At 38.6% G+C, this 15,611-nt stretch carries 14 protein-coding genes and 1 riboswitch; of the genes, 8 read left to right on the top strand and 6 right to left on the bottom strand.

The features are described 5' to 3' along the window. Window positions 1-7: 7 nt before the first annotated feature. The gene (locus PI20285_RS09560) at window positions 8-856 is read left to right on the top strand and encodes an IS3 family transposase (protein ID WP_245080592.1); all 849 of its coding nucleotides are present in this window, start codon (window positions 8-10) and stop codon (window positions 854-856) included. Window positions 857-886: 30 nt separating this feature from the next. Here the strand turns inward: PI20285_RS09560 and PI20285_RS09555 are convergent, their stop codons facing one another. Beyond that, window positions 887-1,342 carry a GNAT family N-acetyltransferase gene (locus PI20285_RS09555; RefSeq protein WP_057775584.1) on the bottom strand — a complete coding sequence of 152 codons (456 nt, stop codon included), beginning with the start codon at window positions 1,340-1,342 and terminating at the stop codon, window positions 887-889. 340 nt (window positions 1,343-1,682) lie between these two features. Between PI20285_RS09555 and cls the strand changes: the two genes are divergently transcribed. Continuing rightward, on the top strand, window positions 1,683-3,140 hold the full coding sequence (cls, locus tag PI20285_RS09550) for a cardiolipin synthase (RefSeq protein ID WP_057775583.1): 1,458 nt from the start codon (window positions 1,683-1,685) through the stop codon (window positions 3,138-3,140). 71 nt (window positions 3,141-3,211) lie between these two features. Here cls and PI20285_RS09545 read toward each other — a convergent pair whose 3' ends face one another. Beyond that, window positions 3,212-4,639 carry an ISNCY family transposase gene (locus PI20285_RS09545; protein ID WP_057775614.1) on the bottom strand — a complete coding sequence of 476 codons (1,428 nt, stop codon included), beginning with the start codon at window positions 4,637-4,639 and terminating at the stop codon, window positions 3,212-3,214. Between the two features lie 540 nt (window positions 4,640-5,179). Here PI20285_RS09545 and nhaC point away from each other — a divergent pair. Next, window positions 5,180-6,607, top strand: a complete 1,428-nt coding sequence (nhaC, locus tag PI20285_RS09540) for a Na+/H+ antiporter NhaC (protein ID WP_057774473.1) — start codon at window positions 5,180-5,182, stop codon at window positions 6,605-6,607. Between the two features lie 36 nt (window positions 6,608-6,643). Here the strand turns inward: nhaC and PI20285_RS09535 are convergent, their stop codons facing one another. Together PI20285_RS09535 and PI20285_RS09530 are read right to left on the bottom strand one after the other, a co-directional pair. Further along, window positions 6,644-7,651 carry an SGNH/GDSL hydrolase family protein gene (locus tag PI20285_RS09535; RefSeq protein ID WP_057774471.1) on the bottom strand — a complete coding sequence of 336 codons (1,008 nt, stop codon included), beginning with the start codon at window positions 7,649-7,651 and terminating at the stop codon, window positions 6,644-6,646. A 24-nt stretch (window positions 7,652-7,675) separates the two neighbouring features. Further along, window positions 7,676-8,251, bottom strand: a complete 576-nt coding sequence (locus PI20285_RS09530) for a DNA-3-methyladenine glycosylase I (protein ID WP_057774468.1) — start codon at window positions 8,249-8,251, stop codon at window positions 7,676-7,678. Between the two features lie 414 nt (window positions 8,252-8,665). On the opposite strand from PI20285_RS09530, the gene PI20285_RS09525 reads away from it, so the two are divergent. The 4 genes from PI20285_RS09525 to PI20285_RS09510 all read left to right on the top strand — a co-directional run bounded on the left by PI20285_RS09525 (window position 8,666) and on the right by PI20285_RS09510 (window position 11,880). Next, window positions 8,666-9,733, top strand: a complete 1,068-nt coding sequence (locus PI20285_RS09525; protein ID WP_057774465.1) for a methionine ABC transporter ATP-binding protein — start codon at window positions 8,666-8,668, stop codon at window positions 9,731-9,733. After that, window positions 9,733-10,401, top strand: coding sequence for a methionine ABC transporter permease (locus PI20285_RS09520; protein ID WP_057774462.1), 669 nt, complete (start codon window positions 9,733-9,735; stop codon window positions 10,399-10,401). The genes PI20285_RS09525 and PI20285_RS09520 overlap by 1 nt, the downstream gene beginning before the upstream one ends. 98 nt (window positions 10,402-10,499) lie before the next feature. After that, complete coding sequence (locus PI20285_RS09515; protein WP_057774459.1) at window positions 10,500-11,351, top strand: MetQ/NlpA family ABC transporter substrate-binding protein; 852 nt, start codon at window positions 10,500-10,502, stop codon at window positions 11,349-11,351. Window positions 11,352-11,406: 55 nt separating this feature from the next. Beyond that, window positions 11,407-11,880 (top strand): S-ribosylhomocysteine lyase, encoded by a 474-nt coding sequence (locus PI20285_RS09510; RefSeq protein ID WP_057774456.1) that lies wholly within the window; start codon window positions 11,407-11,409, stop codon window positions 11,878-11,880. A 77-nt stretch (window positions 11,881-11,957) separates the two neighbouring features. On the opposite strand, the gene PI20285_RS09505 is transcribed toward PI20285_RS09510, so the two are convergent. Both PI20285_RS09505 and PI20285_RS09500 read right to left on the bottom strand, forming a co-directional pair. Beyond that, window positions 11,958-13,292 (bottom strand): nucleobase:cation symporter-2 family protein, encoded by a 1,335-nt coding sequence (locus PI20285_RS09505; RefSeq protein ID WP_057774453.1) that lies wholly within the window; start codon window positions 13,290-13,292, stop codon window positions 11,958-11,960. Between the two features lie 134 nt (window positions 13,293-13,426). Continuing rightward, window positions 13,427-13,525: riboswitch (purine riboswitch) on the bottom strand. Window positions 13,526-13,641: 116 nt separating this feature from the next. Continuing rightward, complete coding sequence (locus PI20285_RS09500; protein ID WP_105782232.1) at window positions 13,642-14,934, bottom strand: aminotransferase class III-fold pyridoxal phosphate-dependent enzyme; 1,293 nt, start codon at window positions 14,932-14,934, stop codon at window positions 13,642-13,644. A gap of 103 nt (window positions 14,935-15,037) precedes the next feature. On the opposite strand from PI20285_RS09500, the gene PI20285_RS09495 reads away from it, so the two are divergent. Then, a complete protein-coding gene (locus tag PI20285_RS09495) occupies window positions 15,038-15,610 on the top strand; it encodes an NAD(P)H-binding protein (protein WP_057774450.1) in 573 nt (190 codons plus the stop codon). Window position 15,611: the final 1 nt, after the last annotated feature.

Raw genomic sequence — 15,611 nt, 5'->3', positions numbered from 1 at the left:
GCGTGATTTGAACGAAGTGCTTAGCTTTATTTTAAAAGTTGTCGGTATGTCAAGTAGTAGTTATCATGATGCACTTAACCGACAATATAAAACTAATTATTCCCAGGACTTAGTGGATGAAATTCTTCAAATTACACAAGATAATCCAGATTTCGGGTATCGTACGGTTACCGATGCATTAAGGAACAACGGTAAAATTGTTAACCATAAAGTGGTATTAAAGATTATGAAACAAAATGACGCGCTTTGTCATGCTTTTGATCGAAAAACTAGAAAATATAATTCTTATCGAGGTACTGTTGGTAAACTTGCTAAAAACAAACTGAATCGCAGATTCAATACGGATCGACCTTATCAAAAAGTAGTGACCGATGTGACTGAAGTTCGCTGGGGTTCTGGTTCGATTTCTGAGCGTGCTTATTTTACTTCATTTGTTGATCTTTACAGTAACGAGATATTGTCATGGAATATTGGTCTTAGCCCTAATGTAGCGTTTGTCACAAAACCTTTAATGGATTTAATTCGTTCAAAACCACAATTACCTTATAAGATGACAATTCATTCAGATCAAGGTTTTCAATATCAGAATTATCAGTATGTTTCCAAGCTAAAGAAAAACCACATTATGCAGAGTATGAGTCGCAAAGCGACTTGTCTGGATAATGCGGTTGCTGAGAGTTGTTTCCATATTTTAAAAGTTGGAACGGTGCATAATAACCACTATTCCTCCTACGAAGAATTAAGAATAGCCATAACTAAATACGTTAGTTATTATAATAATAAAAGAATTAGAACAAAACTGGCCGGAAAAACTCCGGTACAATACCGAAACCTATCCGACCAGTTGGTTGCTTAAAATCCACTCCAAATTATGGGGTTCAGTTCATTAGAGCAATGGGTAATCTTCTTTTTTTGTGTCTTGGAGAGTGTAATAAGCAGGGGATTTCCAGAGCGACTTTCCGATAATCTTGAATCCTTGTGCTTTATAAAAGGCCAACGCGTGGTTGTTCTGCCGAACACAGTTTAAAGTAACCAGAGCGGTGGCCGATTGGCGGATTTTGAAAAGTAACTGGGAACCAATGCCAGAATGTATATATGCAGGATCAATGAATAAAAGGTGGATAAAGTTATCTTGTTGGTAAAAACTAAGGAAACCCACAATTTTATTATTTAAAACAGCCTTCAAAATGAGTTCGTTTTTCGAATCTTGAATGAAGTCAGAAGCCTGGGGATGTTTCACCCATGGGAATGCAGCAATTCTGGATCGGAGATAGATTTGGGCTAATTCTGAATTGTCTAATGTGGATGCGCGGGAAACGATTAAGTTAGTGTTTGATTTCATAGTATATTTCCTTTTGTAGTTGGATTTTTTGAAAAAAATGCAAATGTAATTTAATTGAAACGGGAAATTCACAGAATATTCACAATTTGTGAATAGTATTGAATACATAAATAACTTTTTCATTTACTCCCCCCATAAAGTGAATGGATGGCCATTTAACGGTCATGTTACTTATTAAGCGTTGCGACGGCAGCGCTTTTTTTGTGTCTAGAAATAATTTAAGGAATGCCAGGACTAATTTTGAATTAGTTCGGACATTTTTTTGTATCCAAGCTTCAACAGTTTTAAATTATTGCTAGGAAGGGTAAAATGAAAACAACTTAACTATCGGGGGATTATCATGAACTGGGTACATATTATTATAGAACTTATTATTGCTATTAACTTAATTGCAGCCGTTATCACTGTTTTTCGTGAAAAAAGAGATATTGCGGCAACGTGGGCTTGGTTACTTGTTCTCTTTTTTCTTCCTGTTATCGGGTTTGTATTCTATTCATTCGTAGGACGTAAATTACCCAAAAATAAGATGTTTCAATTAAAAAAAGAAACCAAGTTGGAACTAGAGCGGGTTCTCGAACGGCAATCAAAAGAGCTGAACAATGACCACACAGAGGCTGATAAAGCGGTTGAGGATGCTAGTGGTATGGCAACCATGTTTATGAATGCTGATTCAGCTTTTTTGAGTCACCGAAATCGTGTGAAGCTAATTACGGATGGTAAAGAATTATTTCATGATATGTTTGTGGATATCGAAAAAGCGAAAAAACATGTTCATGTTGAATTTTACACCTTTTATGATGATCAAATTGGTCGAGATGTTTTACATTTACTAGAAAAAAAAGCCAAAGAAGGCGTTGAAGTTCGTGTGCTTTGGGATTCATGGGGTTCAATGGGGACTAAAAATAAGTTTTTTAATCATCTTCGTGAATTAGGTGGCTATGCTGCGCCTTTCTTAGGGACCCATTCAGCTGTGACTGATTTTCGCTTGAACTTTCGTGATCATCGAAAAATTGTAGTGATTGATGGTCAGGTGGCATATACTGGCGGATTTAATATTGGTGATCAATATTTAGGTCGAAGCAAAAAATTTGGATATTGGCGTGATACTCATATGCGGATTGCCGGTTCTGCAGCCTATAGTCTTCAATCTCGTTTCGTACGTGATTGGAATGCGACAGATCGTGAAAATCCAATTAATACGGTGTTTGATCCGGGTTCGGAGTACTTTCCAGTGGCAAAAGTGAATGGTAATACGAGTCTCCAAGTGGTTTCTAGTGGTCCTGATTCCGAGGTTGAAAACATTAAATTAGGTTACTTGAAACTAATCAGTTCTGCAACGCGTTCTATTTGGATTCAGAGTCCTTATTTGATCCCAGATGACAGTGTTTTAGATGCTCTTCATACGGCTGCGCTATCAGGAGTTGATGTGCGAATCATGATTCCACACATGCCGGATCACGTTTTCGTCTATCGTGCCACCCAGTATTATGCCCGTCAGTGTGCTAAATGGGGAATTCAAATCTACAACTATGATGCGGGATTTTTACATGCTAAAACAATGGTGGTAGATGGTAAACTTGGATCAGTAGGTTCAGCAAATATGGATTTCCGAAGCTTTAAGCTTAATTTCGAAGTGAATGCTTTTATTTATGATGAAAAAATTGCACAAGAATTAGAAGGAATTTTTAAAGCTGACATCCAAAAATCAACGCTTCAAACCACGGAAATGTACGATAATCAGTCTTGGTGGCTGAGATTTAAACAGGATTTTTCCCGTTTGCTTTCACCAATTCTTTAATTTGTTTTTAATTATTGGTGTCAATCGGTAAGGAAAAATGTCTCAATAATCATTGAACATCCTTGTCAAATTTAAATCTCATATGCCATATGATTTGCTCCTTTTTCGGAATACCCAATTGTACGCAAATAGTCGCGATAATTGGCTCTCCTCCATGGGTGGTTCATAGAAGCCTTGGGCTTCTTGTTCTTTGGGGCCATATTAGATGGTTTTTCAATAATAACCTCGAAAGCTGGCGAAACTAAGTCATGATCTGCAAGCGGATGTAAATCAAATATTTGATCTGCATCTGTAGTAGCGTAAAGCTTACCAGTTAAAGTTTTAACGATTAAGACCTTAGTTCGTGGTTTTAAACAAACTAGCTTATCTGATTCAAATAATTGATATTCCTGATTATTTAATTTGACAGTGTGACCAGATGAAATTGAGCGCTCTCGAGTTGTGATTAAAATCTGATCAATTTCTGAAGATGTAAGTTGTTTGTCAAAGCCACTCGTGTTAATTTTAATAGGTAAAGCAAACTTTTGATTGAATTCTTTTACAAATGGGTTGAGGAAGTCGTTAGCTTGCTCAATTGTCGTTGTATTTGCTAGTTTAAGTTCATTTAAAAGTCGGCTTTGTAGTGTTTCAAAAAGGCGTTCAATTCTGCCTTTGGTTTGCGGTATGCTAGTCACTGAGAGTTTGGTTCCCAGTGACTTACACGCATAACCGAATTGAGTGAGTGGGTTTTCCTTCGTTGGAGAATCTGCTTTTTTGTTTGAGTTAAAAACCGTTCTTCGGTCTGTTAAAATCTCATACGGGATTCCAAAAGAAGTCAATATTTGAGCCATAACTTGATAATAAGCGTTTAACGTTTCTTCGGTATCAAAGTAGGCGCCAACAATCGCACCACTATAATCATCAATCGCGGCATGTAGATAAGTCTTTGTATTGCCGAACCAGAGCTCAACCGAGGCATCCATCTGAATAAGTTCACCGGCAAATTTTTTCCTAGCGCGTGACGGATGAGCCTTTATTGCTTCCACTGGTTCAACAACTTGTAAGGTCTTTTCGTCACGTTTAGACAAAGCCTGCCGTTGTTCCTTGAGCTTTAATTCTTTGCGTATTTGTCTTTTGGTATTGTGATGAGCTTTGGGTGACAGAACCCGATGGGTTCTAAGTATTCGTCGTAAAGTTGATTCAGAAACTTGAATACCTTCTCTACTTAATAAAAACTCATAGAAATGGGAAATATTGAAGCCTTGGTAATCAGTTTCATACAGCTTAATAATTCGATTGATTTGTTTGGTTGAGATCTTATTCTGTGGCTTTTTGCCAGTATTGCCATGCACAAAGCTAGATTTACCCTTAGTTCGATATTTGATTATTAATCGATCAATTTGTCGTAATGATAGATTTAATTCAATACTAGCTCGACAACGATTCTTTCGTTCATTAACTACTTGCTGAATTACTTGATATTTGTGGTCTTCTTTCACTGTTAAAACAACCTTTCTCATGTTGTCCACCTCCATTAACTATTTTGCCGGAGGTGAAACATATTTGCGAGACATTTTTGCTGACCAATTAGTTAAGACATTATCACTGGCGAACAACAAATTCTTTAATTTGTTTTTAATTATTGGTTGACGAACCAATTCTTGCGTGGTAAGATTCATTCAACTTAATATTTAAAGCGAACTTTCATACTAAGTAGCTAGTTATCTGGGTGTCAGAAAGTCGGTGGTTGCTGCGAACCGATCAGGATAATTTAGATGAAATACCATGAAACAGTTTCGATTGAACGGATAATAACTAGAGCCGTTACCTTCTAGTGAGTGGAGAGAATTCGATTTTGGGATTCTTTCAATTTGGGTGGTACCACGGTTTCTTTATCGTCCCTGTTGTAAAAAATTACAGCAGGGACTTTTTTATTACCCAAATTTTGAAACAGAGGAGAAAAACGTTATGGATAATTGTAAATGTGGAGGCATATCTCGTTATTAGTCTTTATAACTAATTGATTGAACTAGCGAATAAAAACTAAAACGAGGTGCAATATGGAAAATAAAGTGAGTTTTAAAGAAGCAAGTATTGTGTTGTTAGGAATGTTAATTGTCATGGGATTAGGTGTAATTAGATTTGGTTTATCACCTCAAGTTCCCGTTTTACTGGTGCTCGTCCTTGTAACTTTTTGGGCAAAATTTTGTCACTTTGCCTGGGCAGATGTGGACGGTGGGATCAAAGAGGGCATTCAAACTGGTATTATCCCGATTTTTATTTTCATCTTAGTGGGCGCCTTGATTAGCACGTGGATTGCCGCTGGGATCATTCCTTCGATGATGGTACTGGGATTCCATATGATCAGTGTCAAATGGTTTGTGCCGTCCGTATTCGTGGTATGTGCGTTGGTCGGAACTTCAATTGGATCTGCATTTACGATTATTTCCACGATTGGGATTGCCTTTTTCGGAATGGGACTTACAATGGGCGTAAATCCAGCATTGGTAGCTGGAGCAATCATTTCTGGGGCCATTTTTGGAGATAAATCTTCACCACTTTCGGATTCAACCAATCTAGCTTCAGCCGTTGTTGGTGTGGATTTGTTTAAGCACATTAAGAATTTGATGTGGTCAACGATTCCAGCTTTTCTAGGATCCCTTATTTTATACGCAATTTTAGGACTTCAAGCTACTACAACTGCCAATTTAGACAAGATCAATCAAACGGTTGCCATTTTAGAAGCACATTTTAGTGTAAATGCTTGGGCAGTTATTCCAATCGCTTTAATGTTCTTTTGCGCATGGCGAAAAGTACCAGCAATTCCAACGTTGTTTATCAACATCGTGGTTTCGGTGTTGATGGTCTTTATTGAACAACCTAAAATGCAGATTAGTAAGATTGCAACAATTATTGAAAGTGGATTTGTGGCAAAAACAGGGAATGCAAGTGTAGACGCTCTCCTTACACGAGGCGGCATTGAAAGTATGATGGGTACAGTTTCCCTAATTATCTTAATTCTGTCGTTAGGTGGCTTATTAATGAAGTTTGGCTTGATTCAAGCAGTTATGGCACCCCTAGCCAAACGCTTAAACTCAGATGGTAAACTCGTTACCGCAACAATCTTTACCGGGATTGGAGTTAACATCTTTATTGGTGAACAGTACCTATCCGTTATTTTACCCGGAAAGGCATTTAAGAAAGCATACCAGGATTCAGGACTTGCCAACGAGGCGCTGAGCCGAGTTCTTGAAGATGGTGGAACAGTGATTAACTACCTTATTCCTTGGGGAGTAGCAGGTGCTTTTGCAGCAAACGCGCTTGGTGTGCCAGTTCTGCATTTCTTGCCATTTGTTTTCTTTAGCCTTTTATCCCCAGTTTTCTCCATCATCAGTGGGTTTACAGGAATTGGGTTAAAGCATCTTAAAAACACTAATGATGTTGAGGAGACGCAATCGCTTCCTGATTCTGAAGGTGGCTTGGACTAAAAAACTGTAACCCCAAAAGAGTTACAGCAAAACGAATTAGCATGTAATTTTAAAGTAGTCGGAACCGTAATGACTCAACAAAGCATTTGTAAGTTGTTTGGCGGCAATGGCTGAACCTTGTAAGTCAGGGTGCGCTTGGTCGGTAAAGGTGAGTGTCCATTGAGCAGTTTCAATTAGGAAGAAAAGTGAAGGATTTTCTTGAGCTAATTCACGTAATTCTTTGGCAAAGGATTGATTGAAGGGAATAAGAACGTTTAAAGTAGCTTCCGGAAACAAATCTTGTAATTCATGAAAAAAATTAAGAAACTGTATTTTCATTAAGCTACTATCAAAACGGCGGTCATTGGTGCCAATATTAATTACCACAACGTCGGGATGATACTGAGGGGCTGGGGTTTCAAAATCAATATATTTTATAAAACGGGGTGCGGCGGGAACACCACCGGTCCCGTATCGTAAAAGACCAGCCGCACTATAGGCAATTCTCAGATCTTGGGCATCAAGGTTGCGCGCAGTTTGGGCAGCATAGTTCTGTTCGGCAGCGTAGCCACTAGAGGGGGTTCGTTTTAAAACCCAACAGCCAGCTGTAATTGAATCACCAATGAAAGCAATGGTTTTTCCAGCTGGTTTTACAGGGATGGCCACACCAGGATTAGGCACGGATAGGTGTGTGATGGCTAGTCCTTGTGACTGTTGCCAAATCTCGTCTGAATCAGAATTACCGGCAAAGACAATCCGAATTAAATGGGGGCCTTTGAGTTTTATATGAAGTTCATCAGGCACTTCATTGACCTTAAAACGTAGTTCAGGATCATCATCAATGAAAATGGCAATTTCTGGTTGGAAACGCGCAGTTGGCGTGGTGCTGAGAAACTTTAGATTTAAGCAATCCGTGTGCTTAGTCATCAATAAAATGGCCGCTCCTAGATTCGTGGTATACATGGTGCGTTGGTTCAGAATTGTATTTTGAATCCAGCGTCCCATGAAATAAGCACCAGAAAAACAACCATTGGCAGTCGTTTCCGTGTACCTTGATTGTTTCATAACAAGTATCCTTTCTCGATTAAATTAACCAGGATTGTCCATGCAACTAATTTCATGATCATTTACGAGTCCAATTGCCTGCATAAACGAATAGGTAATGGTTGGTCCCATAAATTTAAAACCATGTTGTTTCAAATCTTTAGAAATCTTTTCTGAAAGTGGTGTTTTTGCGTGAATTTCTGCAGGAATGCGAATATGGTTATTAACTTGGCGATTATTCACAAATTGCCAAATATACTGATCAAAGCTTCCAAATTCGGCCTGAATTTTTAAGAACGACTGCGCATTTGTCATGGTATCTTGCAGTTTTAAACGATTACGAATAATTGATGCGTCAGTTAAGAGACTCTCGATGTCAGTAGTGGGCATGGCAGCAACTTGCTTAATATCAAAATTATGAAAAGCTTTTTGAAAAGCTGGTCTTTTTTTTAAAACAAGTTCCCAGTCTAACCCAGCTTGAAAAATTTCTAAACTCATCATTTCAAAAATGTATTGGTCATCATGAGATGGACGACACCACTCATTTTTGTGATAAGCTTTGATTTCAGCACCCCCATTTTTAACCCAGGTGCAGATAAAATCATCTAATGTTTGCTGCATATTTTTAACCTCCGAAAAGTCGTTAGGGTATTTCTACCTGCGATATTTAATTAAATCTATTATATCGCAGTTTCATAGATAACTTGACTTATTAAATTTTGATGATAAAATGAATTCAATTATTAAATAACGATGCAAAGACGAGAAGAGTAAATCCCTAGACTGTTTAGAGAATTCCGTTTGGTGAAAAGGAATCAGTTGTCGGATTGAAGATGAGCTCAGAGCTAATATTTAAGGTGCAAGCTTTAAATACGTGAGGATACGATATAATCCCAGACATATTTTAACGTGTCGATGAGGTGTTGTTCGTGAGAGCAACATAAATATGGGTGGTAACGCGAAGTTTTCGTCCCTAATCTTTAATTTGAAGATTTAGGGCGGAAACTTTTTTTATTCTAAAGAGAAGGTGATTGGATGACTCAAAATATCATTGATTTAAATAATATAACGGTTGATTTTAAAGACGGAGAAAATCAAGTAAAAGCAGTAACCGATGTTGATTTGCAAGTTGAAAAGGGCGACATATATGGAATCGTGGGTTATTCAGGCGCGGGAAAAAGTACCCTTGTTCGCGTGATAAACCTTTTACAGCCGCCAACGTCAGGAAAAGTTAGTGTGAATAATCAAGATTTGCTAGCTTTAAAACCAGAACAGTTGCGACAAGCTCGAACTAAAATTGGGATGATTTTTCAACACTTTAATTTAATGAAGTCTCGGACAATTCTTGGAAATGTTGAGTATCCTTTGCTTAAAACCAAGCTTTCAAAAACTGAACGTCAAAAAAAAGCTACTGAGCTATTGCGACTAGTTGGTTTAGATCAACGTAAAAATGATTATCCCCGTCAATTATCTGGTGGCCAAAAGCAACGGGTTGCGATTGCCCGGGCTCTAGCTAATGATCCCGATATTTTGATTAGCGATGAAGCGACTAGCGCTCTGGACCCCAAAACGACGCTCTCAATTTTGAACTTGTTAAAAAGTTTTAACCAAAAACTGGGGTTGACCATCGTCTTGATTACGCACGAAATGCAAGCTGTTAAGGAAATTTGTAACCATGTGGCAGTCATGCAAAAGGGTCAAATTGTTGAACGTGGCCCGATTGAAGACATTTTCTCAGCTCCCAAAAATCGTTTGACGCAAGAGTTTATAAATATTGCAACCAACGTAGGCCCGGCTGTTCAAAAGGTGACCGAAAATCCCAAATTTCATCAACTTACGTCGGAACAACAGTTAGTTCAATTGAACTTCATTGGGAAATCTACCGAAGAGCCGATTATCTCAAGTTTAGCCAAACGGTTCAATGTGGATGGAAACATTTTGTTTGCAAACGTTGAGCAGCTGCATAGTGAGACCCTTGGTTTTATGATTTTAGTATTAGCTGGAGATCAGGCGAATATTGGAAATGCGATTAGTTTTTTGAAGGCTAATCAAGTTCGGGTGAAATTATTAAATAACGTAACAGAAAGTGAGGTGACCGGCTAATGGCAAATTTGTTACCGAACGTTATTCATATGCAATCTGAGTTTGCTCAAGCAACCTGGCAGACAATTTACATGACGCTGATTTCGTCTGTTGTGGCAGGAATCTTTGGTTTGGCAACGGGTGTTTTCCTAATTGCTAGTCAGCCAGGTGGGATTTTGGAAGATAGCTTTTTATACGGATTATTAGATAAAGTTGTTAATATTTTAAGATCAATTCCATTTATTATTTTATTAGCCGTCATAGCCCCATTCACAAGGTACTTAGTGGGAACAACGATTGGCACAACAGCCGCGTTAGTCCCGCTAATTATTGGAATTTTTCCGTTTTACGCCCGCCAGATTCAAAATGCTTTGACAGAAATTGATCCAGGGGTTGTTGAAGCGGCAGAAGCCTCGGGATCGAGTCCAAGCGAAATTATTTTTCGCGTATATTTACGTGAAGGACTTCCGGATATTATCCGAGTTTCAGTCGTAACAATTATTAGTTTGATTGGATTAACCACGATGGCTGGAGCGATTGGCTCAGGTGGACTAGGCGATATTGCGATTAGTATCGGCTATGCCCGTTTCGAAAATGACGTTACTATTGTTGCCATGATTATTATTCTGGTGATGGTGTTTATCGTACAGTTTGCGGGTGATTGGTTAGCTAAACATCTGGAGCATTAAGGAGATGAGCTTAATTGAAGTTCAAAAGTAGTGCTGGAGGAAAAATTCGAATGTGTTGGGTTCGTTTTATAAAGTAAACACACGGAGGAGAAAGAGATATGCGAAAAAGTGTTTGGTGGATTTTAGGTGTTATTGTTGTACTAGTGGCGATCGTAGTGGGTGTTCACCAAATTAGTCATTCGGCCAAGGCGACAACAACTACAATTACTGTGGGCTCGATGGGATCGGATTATGATATTTGGAAACATATTGCTAAAAGTAAGGATGCTAAAGAGGCGGGATTGACGATAAAGGTTCAGCAAGTAACTGATGGTGTACAGTTGAATAACGGCACGGCGCAAGGAAACATTGATGTCAATGCGTTTCAATCGTATTCTTACTATGAAGCATATAATAAACAGCATCCAAAACAACAATTACGTGCTTTAGGGACGACGTATTTAGAGCCAATGGGAATTTATTCGAAAAAGTATCACAAAATTTCTGAGATTCCAGACGGTGCCACGATTGCGATCGCGAATAATCCGGCCAACACGGCGAGAGATTTGTTATTATTGCAAACGGCTGGGCTGATCAAACTCAAGGCTAATTTTGGTGCGTTAGGAAATGTGAGTGATATTACAAAAAATCCTCGTCATTTGAAATTTAAAGAAATAGACGACACGACTGGGCCTCGGGTGTTGAAAGATGTAGACGCGGTCTTAATTTCTAATACTGTCGCGTTAGAGGGACATTTGCATGTTTTAAAGGATTCCATTTTTCATGAAGAAATCAATCAAAGCACACGTGCCGATATTAATATTTTAGCAACCACAAAGAAGCATGCATCCAACGCTAAATACAAACAATTGGTAAAGTTATATCACAAAAAAGCAATTCAGCGTTATATTAAAGATAAGTACTATGGAACTAAGATTGAAGTTCAAAAACCAATTTCATACTTGAAATAAGTACTTGTGGATGTAGAATAGACATGAAGCAGAAAAGACAAGGAGAAGATATATAATGGCAAAAGTTGAAAGTTTCACATTGGACCACACAAAGGTAAAAGCTCCATATGTTCGTTTAATCACTGTAGAAAATGGTGCTAAAGGCGACAAAATTTCTAACTATGACTTACGTTTAGTTCAGCCTAATGAAAATGCAATTCCAACTGCAGGATTACATACAATTGAACATTTGTTAGCAGGCTTACTACGTGACCGTTTGGATGGCGTCATCGATTGCTCACCATTTGGTTGTCGGACTGGTTTTCATTTGATCACTTGGGGTGAGCATTCAACTGAAGAAGTTGCCATTGCCTTAAAGGGTGCTTTAGATGACATTGCCAACAAGATTGAGTGGAAAGATGTTCAGGGGACAGATAAGTATAGTTGCGGTAACTACCGTGATCATTCATTGTTCTCAGCTAAAGAGTGGTCAAAAGCTATTCTTGAAAAAGGTATTAGTAAAGATCCATTTGACCGTCAGGTTGTTTAAAATTTAATTTAATTAAATAAGGTGTCCAGCAATCCCTATTGATCAGGATTGTTGGACACCTTTTTGAGTACAGTTTTTTATTTTGCTTTCTGAACTTCAGTTTGCGAATCGCCATGGGTACCGTTGAAACATAAGTTAAGAACCACCGCAACGACACTGGCAACCACAATTCCATTAGTTAACAGCATGCGAGCTGCTGTTGGTAGAAATTGGAAAATTTGAGGATAAACGGTCACACCTAAGCCCATCCCGATCGAAAGTGACGTAATTAAAATATTTTTATCTTTTGAAAAATCAACTTGCTGGAGGATTTTTACACCTTGAGCACCGACAATTCCAAACATAACGATCATTGCCCCACCTAAAACTGGGTCTGGAATGATTGTGGCGATTGCGCCGGCCTTTGGTAAAAGACCAAGGAGAATCAAGAAAAATGCGGAATAATAAATTGGTTTACGAGTTTTAACACCGGATAGTTGTAAAACACCAACGTTTTCAGAGAAGGTTGAATAAGGGAAAGTGTTGAATATACCACCTAAAATAGCTGCAATACCTTCTGCGCGGTATCCACGTTTTAAGTCGTCTGCTTCAAGCTTCTTACCGGTCAAGTCGCTCAATGCGAAGAAAACCCCGGTGGATTCAATCATGGTTGTTAAGGACACCATGATCATCGTAATAATCGCAGAGGCATGGAAGGTGGGAGTTCCGAAATAAAATGGTTGAGGAAGATGAAACCAACTGGCTTGAGACACAGCCGATAAGGAAACCATTCCCAAGGCTCCTGCCAGAAAGGTCCCAGCTAAAATTCCAATAAGAATTGCAATTGAATGCATGAATCCTTTGCCAAAAATGTTGATAACAACAATAATGACGACGGTGGTGAAGCCCACAATTAGGCTTTTAGGATCACCAAAGGATTTGGAAGATATATTTCCACCACCCAAGTTCTGAAAGGCGACAGGGATCAAAGTAAAACCAATAATTGTAATTAGCGATCCGGTTACGACGGGCGGAAAGAGATTCTTGATTTTGGAGAAAAGCCCACTAATTAGGAAAACAAAAATACCAGCACAGATAATAGCCCCATACATAGCACCAATCCCTAAGGCACCACCAATATTTTCAAGTGGCTGTACAGCTTGAACTGCACAGCCTAGGACAACGGGAAGCCCGATCCCGGTTAAGGCAGTTTTCTTTAGTTGCAGCAGTGTCGCGATACCACACATGAAAATATCAATGGAAACTAAATAGGTCATTTGAGCAGCCGTAAAGTGGAGATAACCACCAATTAACAAAGGGACAAGCACATCTCCAGAGTACATAGCTAAGAGATGCTGCAGACCCAGTAAAGCCGCTTTGGGATGCGAGATAGGTTGTGTTGGTAACTTGGAACTTGCTTCAATAGACTTCATAAAATTTTCCCTTTCTAATCACTTAGGGATGCATAATTTATCATGTATGGAAACGTAAAACGGGTCACAACATTCCTGTTGTGGCCCGTATAAGTCAGTCGTCTATTGTTAGAGATAGCCAAAATAAGCATCTATCTAAAACACTATTCGCCCATAGTCCAACATTTGAGGTGTCGGGTAGAAACTTATCAACCATATTATGACATTATACAGGTAAGTGCTATTAAATTCTGTGGAGATAAGTTTAACACACGCAATTTAAGTTCACAACAGCAAAGACGGTTAGACAACTAAAACAATGTCGCTTTCACATTAATTTAAGTTAATTTAATCAACTTGTGAAACTGAATTAAGTTAGCTTCAGTAAGCCTTCGCGAATGATATTGATTCCTTGAGTTAGCTCATCTTTTGTGATAACTAAAGGTGGTTGAAAGCGCAGGATGTGGTCCATTGTGGAAATGATTATCAGACCGTGTTCGAAACAATAATTGCAAAGATCAGTAACTAGTTTTGTCTGTGATTCTTCAAATTCGATTCCGCCATTTAAACCTACCATGCGAACCTGCTTAATCACAGGAAAATCTTTTTGTAAGTTCAAGAATTGTGTTTTAGAAAATTTTCCTAATTCGTCGGATCGTTCAGTTAAATGAAGAGCTTCCAGTTCGTCAATTGTAGCTAAAGCAGCTGCACAACAAATCGGATTTGCAGCGGTGGTAGTGGCATTAGCTGGAGAGGCTAAAGTGTCCATAATAGGCGCTTTGCCGATAATGGCTGAAAGGGGCATTCCTGAAGCTAAAGACTTTCCCACAGCCATTAAATCTGGTTCTAAATTAAAATGATCAATCGACCATAACTTACCGCTTCTTCCAAACCCTTGGTTAATTTCATCTGTGCAAAACAGGATGCCATTTTCATGACAAAGCTGATATAATCCTTGCATGTATGAGTTAGGTGGCATAATGATGCCAGCGTCGCCTTGAATGGGCTCAATCAGGATGGCAGCTACTTGATCTGCTGGAATATCGTGTTCAAACAAATCTGTGAAGTCTTTCAAATATCTAGAGGAGAAATCTGTTATAGATTCACCAGGAAAACGTTTGTTTGGATCTGGAAAAGGCAGATGATGGATATCAGGAATCAAAGGCCCAATATCACGATGCATATTTCCATCGATAGCGGACAAACTCGCAGCTCCCAAAGTTGTTCCATGCCATGAATTTTGAAAAGTTAAAATAACAGACCTTTTGGTATAGCTACGGGCAAATTTTACAACCGCTTCTGCAGCTTCTGAACCAGAAGTACTAAATGAAACTTTTTTGGGTGTTTTACCGGGAGCCAAAAGAGCTAATCGTTTGGCTAGTTTGATGGCAGGTCCGTGATAAAAGTAACCAGAAATATAGTGAATTAATTTATCAGTTTGTTGATGAATGGCGGCCACAACTTTTGCGTTGCCGTGACCAACATTTACTGCTGAAGCACTTGCTAAGAAATCAATATAGGCATTACCGTCGACGTCCCAAATTTTTGCTCCTAGGCCATGGTCTACAACAAGGTCAAATTTTGATACTCGTCCGGCTGGGGCAACATATTGATGATCCATGGCAATTAATCGCTGTCGTTTTGGATTTTTTTGTTGAGTCACGCTAAACACATCCTATGTAAATAAAGTTGCATTGATTATAGCACAGCAATTTCTGTCCGTTCGTTTTATAATGAAAGTATGAATAAAATGTAGGGAGAAAAGTATGAAGAATATTTTAGTGATGGGCACAAATAATCAGGTGGGGCAGGTTTTACTAAAGCAGAGTCAAGATGTTACAAATTCTGAACTTAAATTTACATTCATTGATAATGACAAAGTTGATTTTGAATCAGCAGATCAACTAGCACCAAAACTTCAATCAGCCGATATTTTGGTGATTAACACAGTAGGCTGGGATGCGGATTACATGCTAGATGCGGTTATGGATGCAATTGAGATGCAATCAATAAAATTAGAACGCATAATTTTTCGATCTGTTGCTGGAGTTGATGATGAATATCCGCTGGATAAAATTCAGGTAGTGGCAAAAAATCAGCCTGAATTTATCAAGCAACAACAATATGCTGGAAAGTTAGTGGATGAATCAGAAATTCCCTATACAATTTTACGACCCACCAATATCGAGGAAACAGCTAATCAGCAATATCAATTAATTAAAGAAGGCCAGCCAATGCAGACAGCCAAAAACGTTAGTGCTGTGGCGGTGGCACAAGTGATAATAAAAGCAGTTTTAACGGATGATTTGGTTAATCAATCAATTGGAATTTGTGGCTGAA

The organism is Pediococcus inopinatus (assembly GCF_002982135.1).
Taxonomy (GTDB): Bacteria; Bacillota; Bacilli; order Lactobacillales; family Lactobacillaceae; genus Pediococcus; species Pediococcus inopinatus.
Note: the sequence above shows the minus strand (reverse complement) of the source record. Positions and strands in the feature narration are given on the sequence as shown.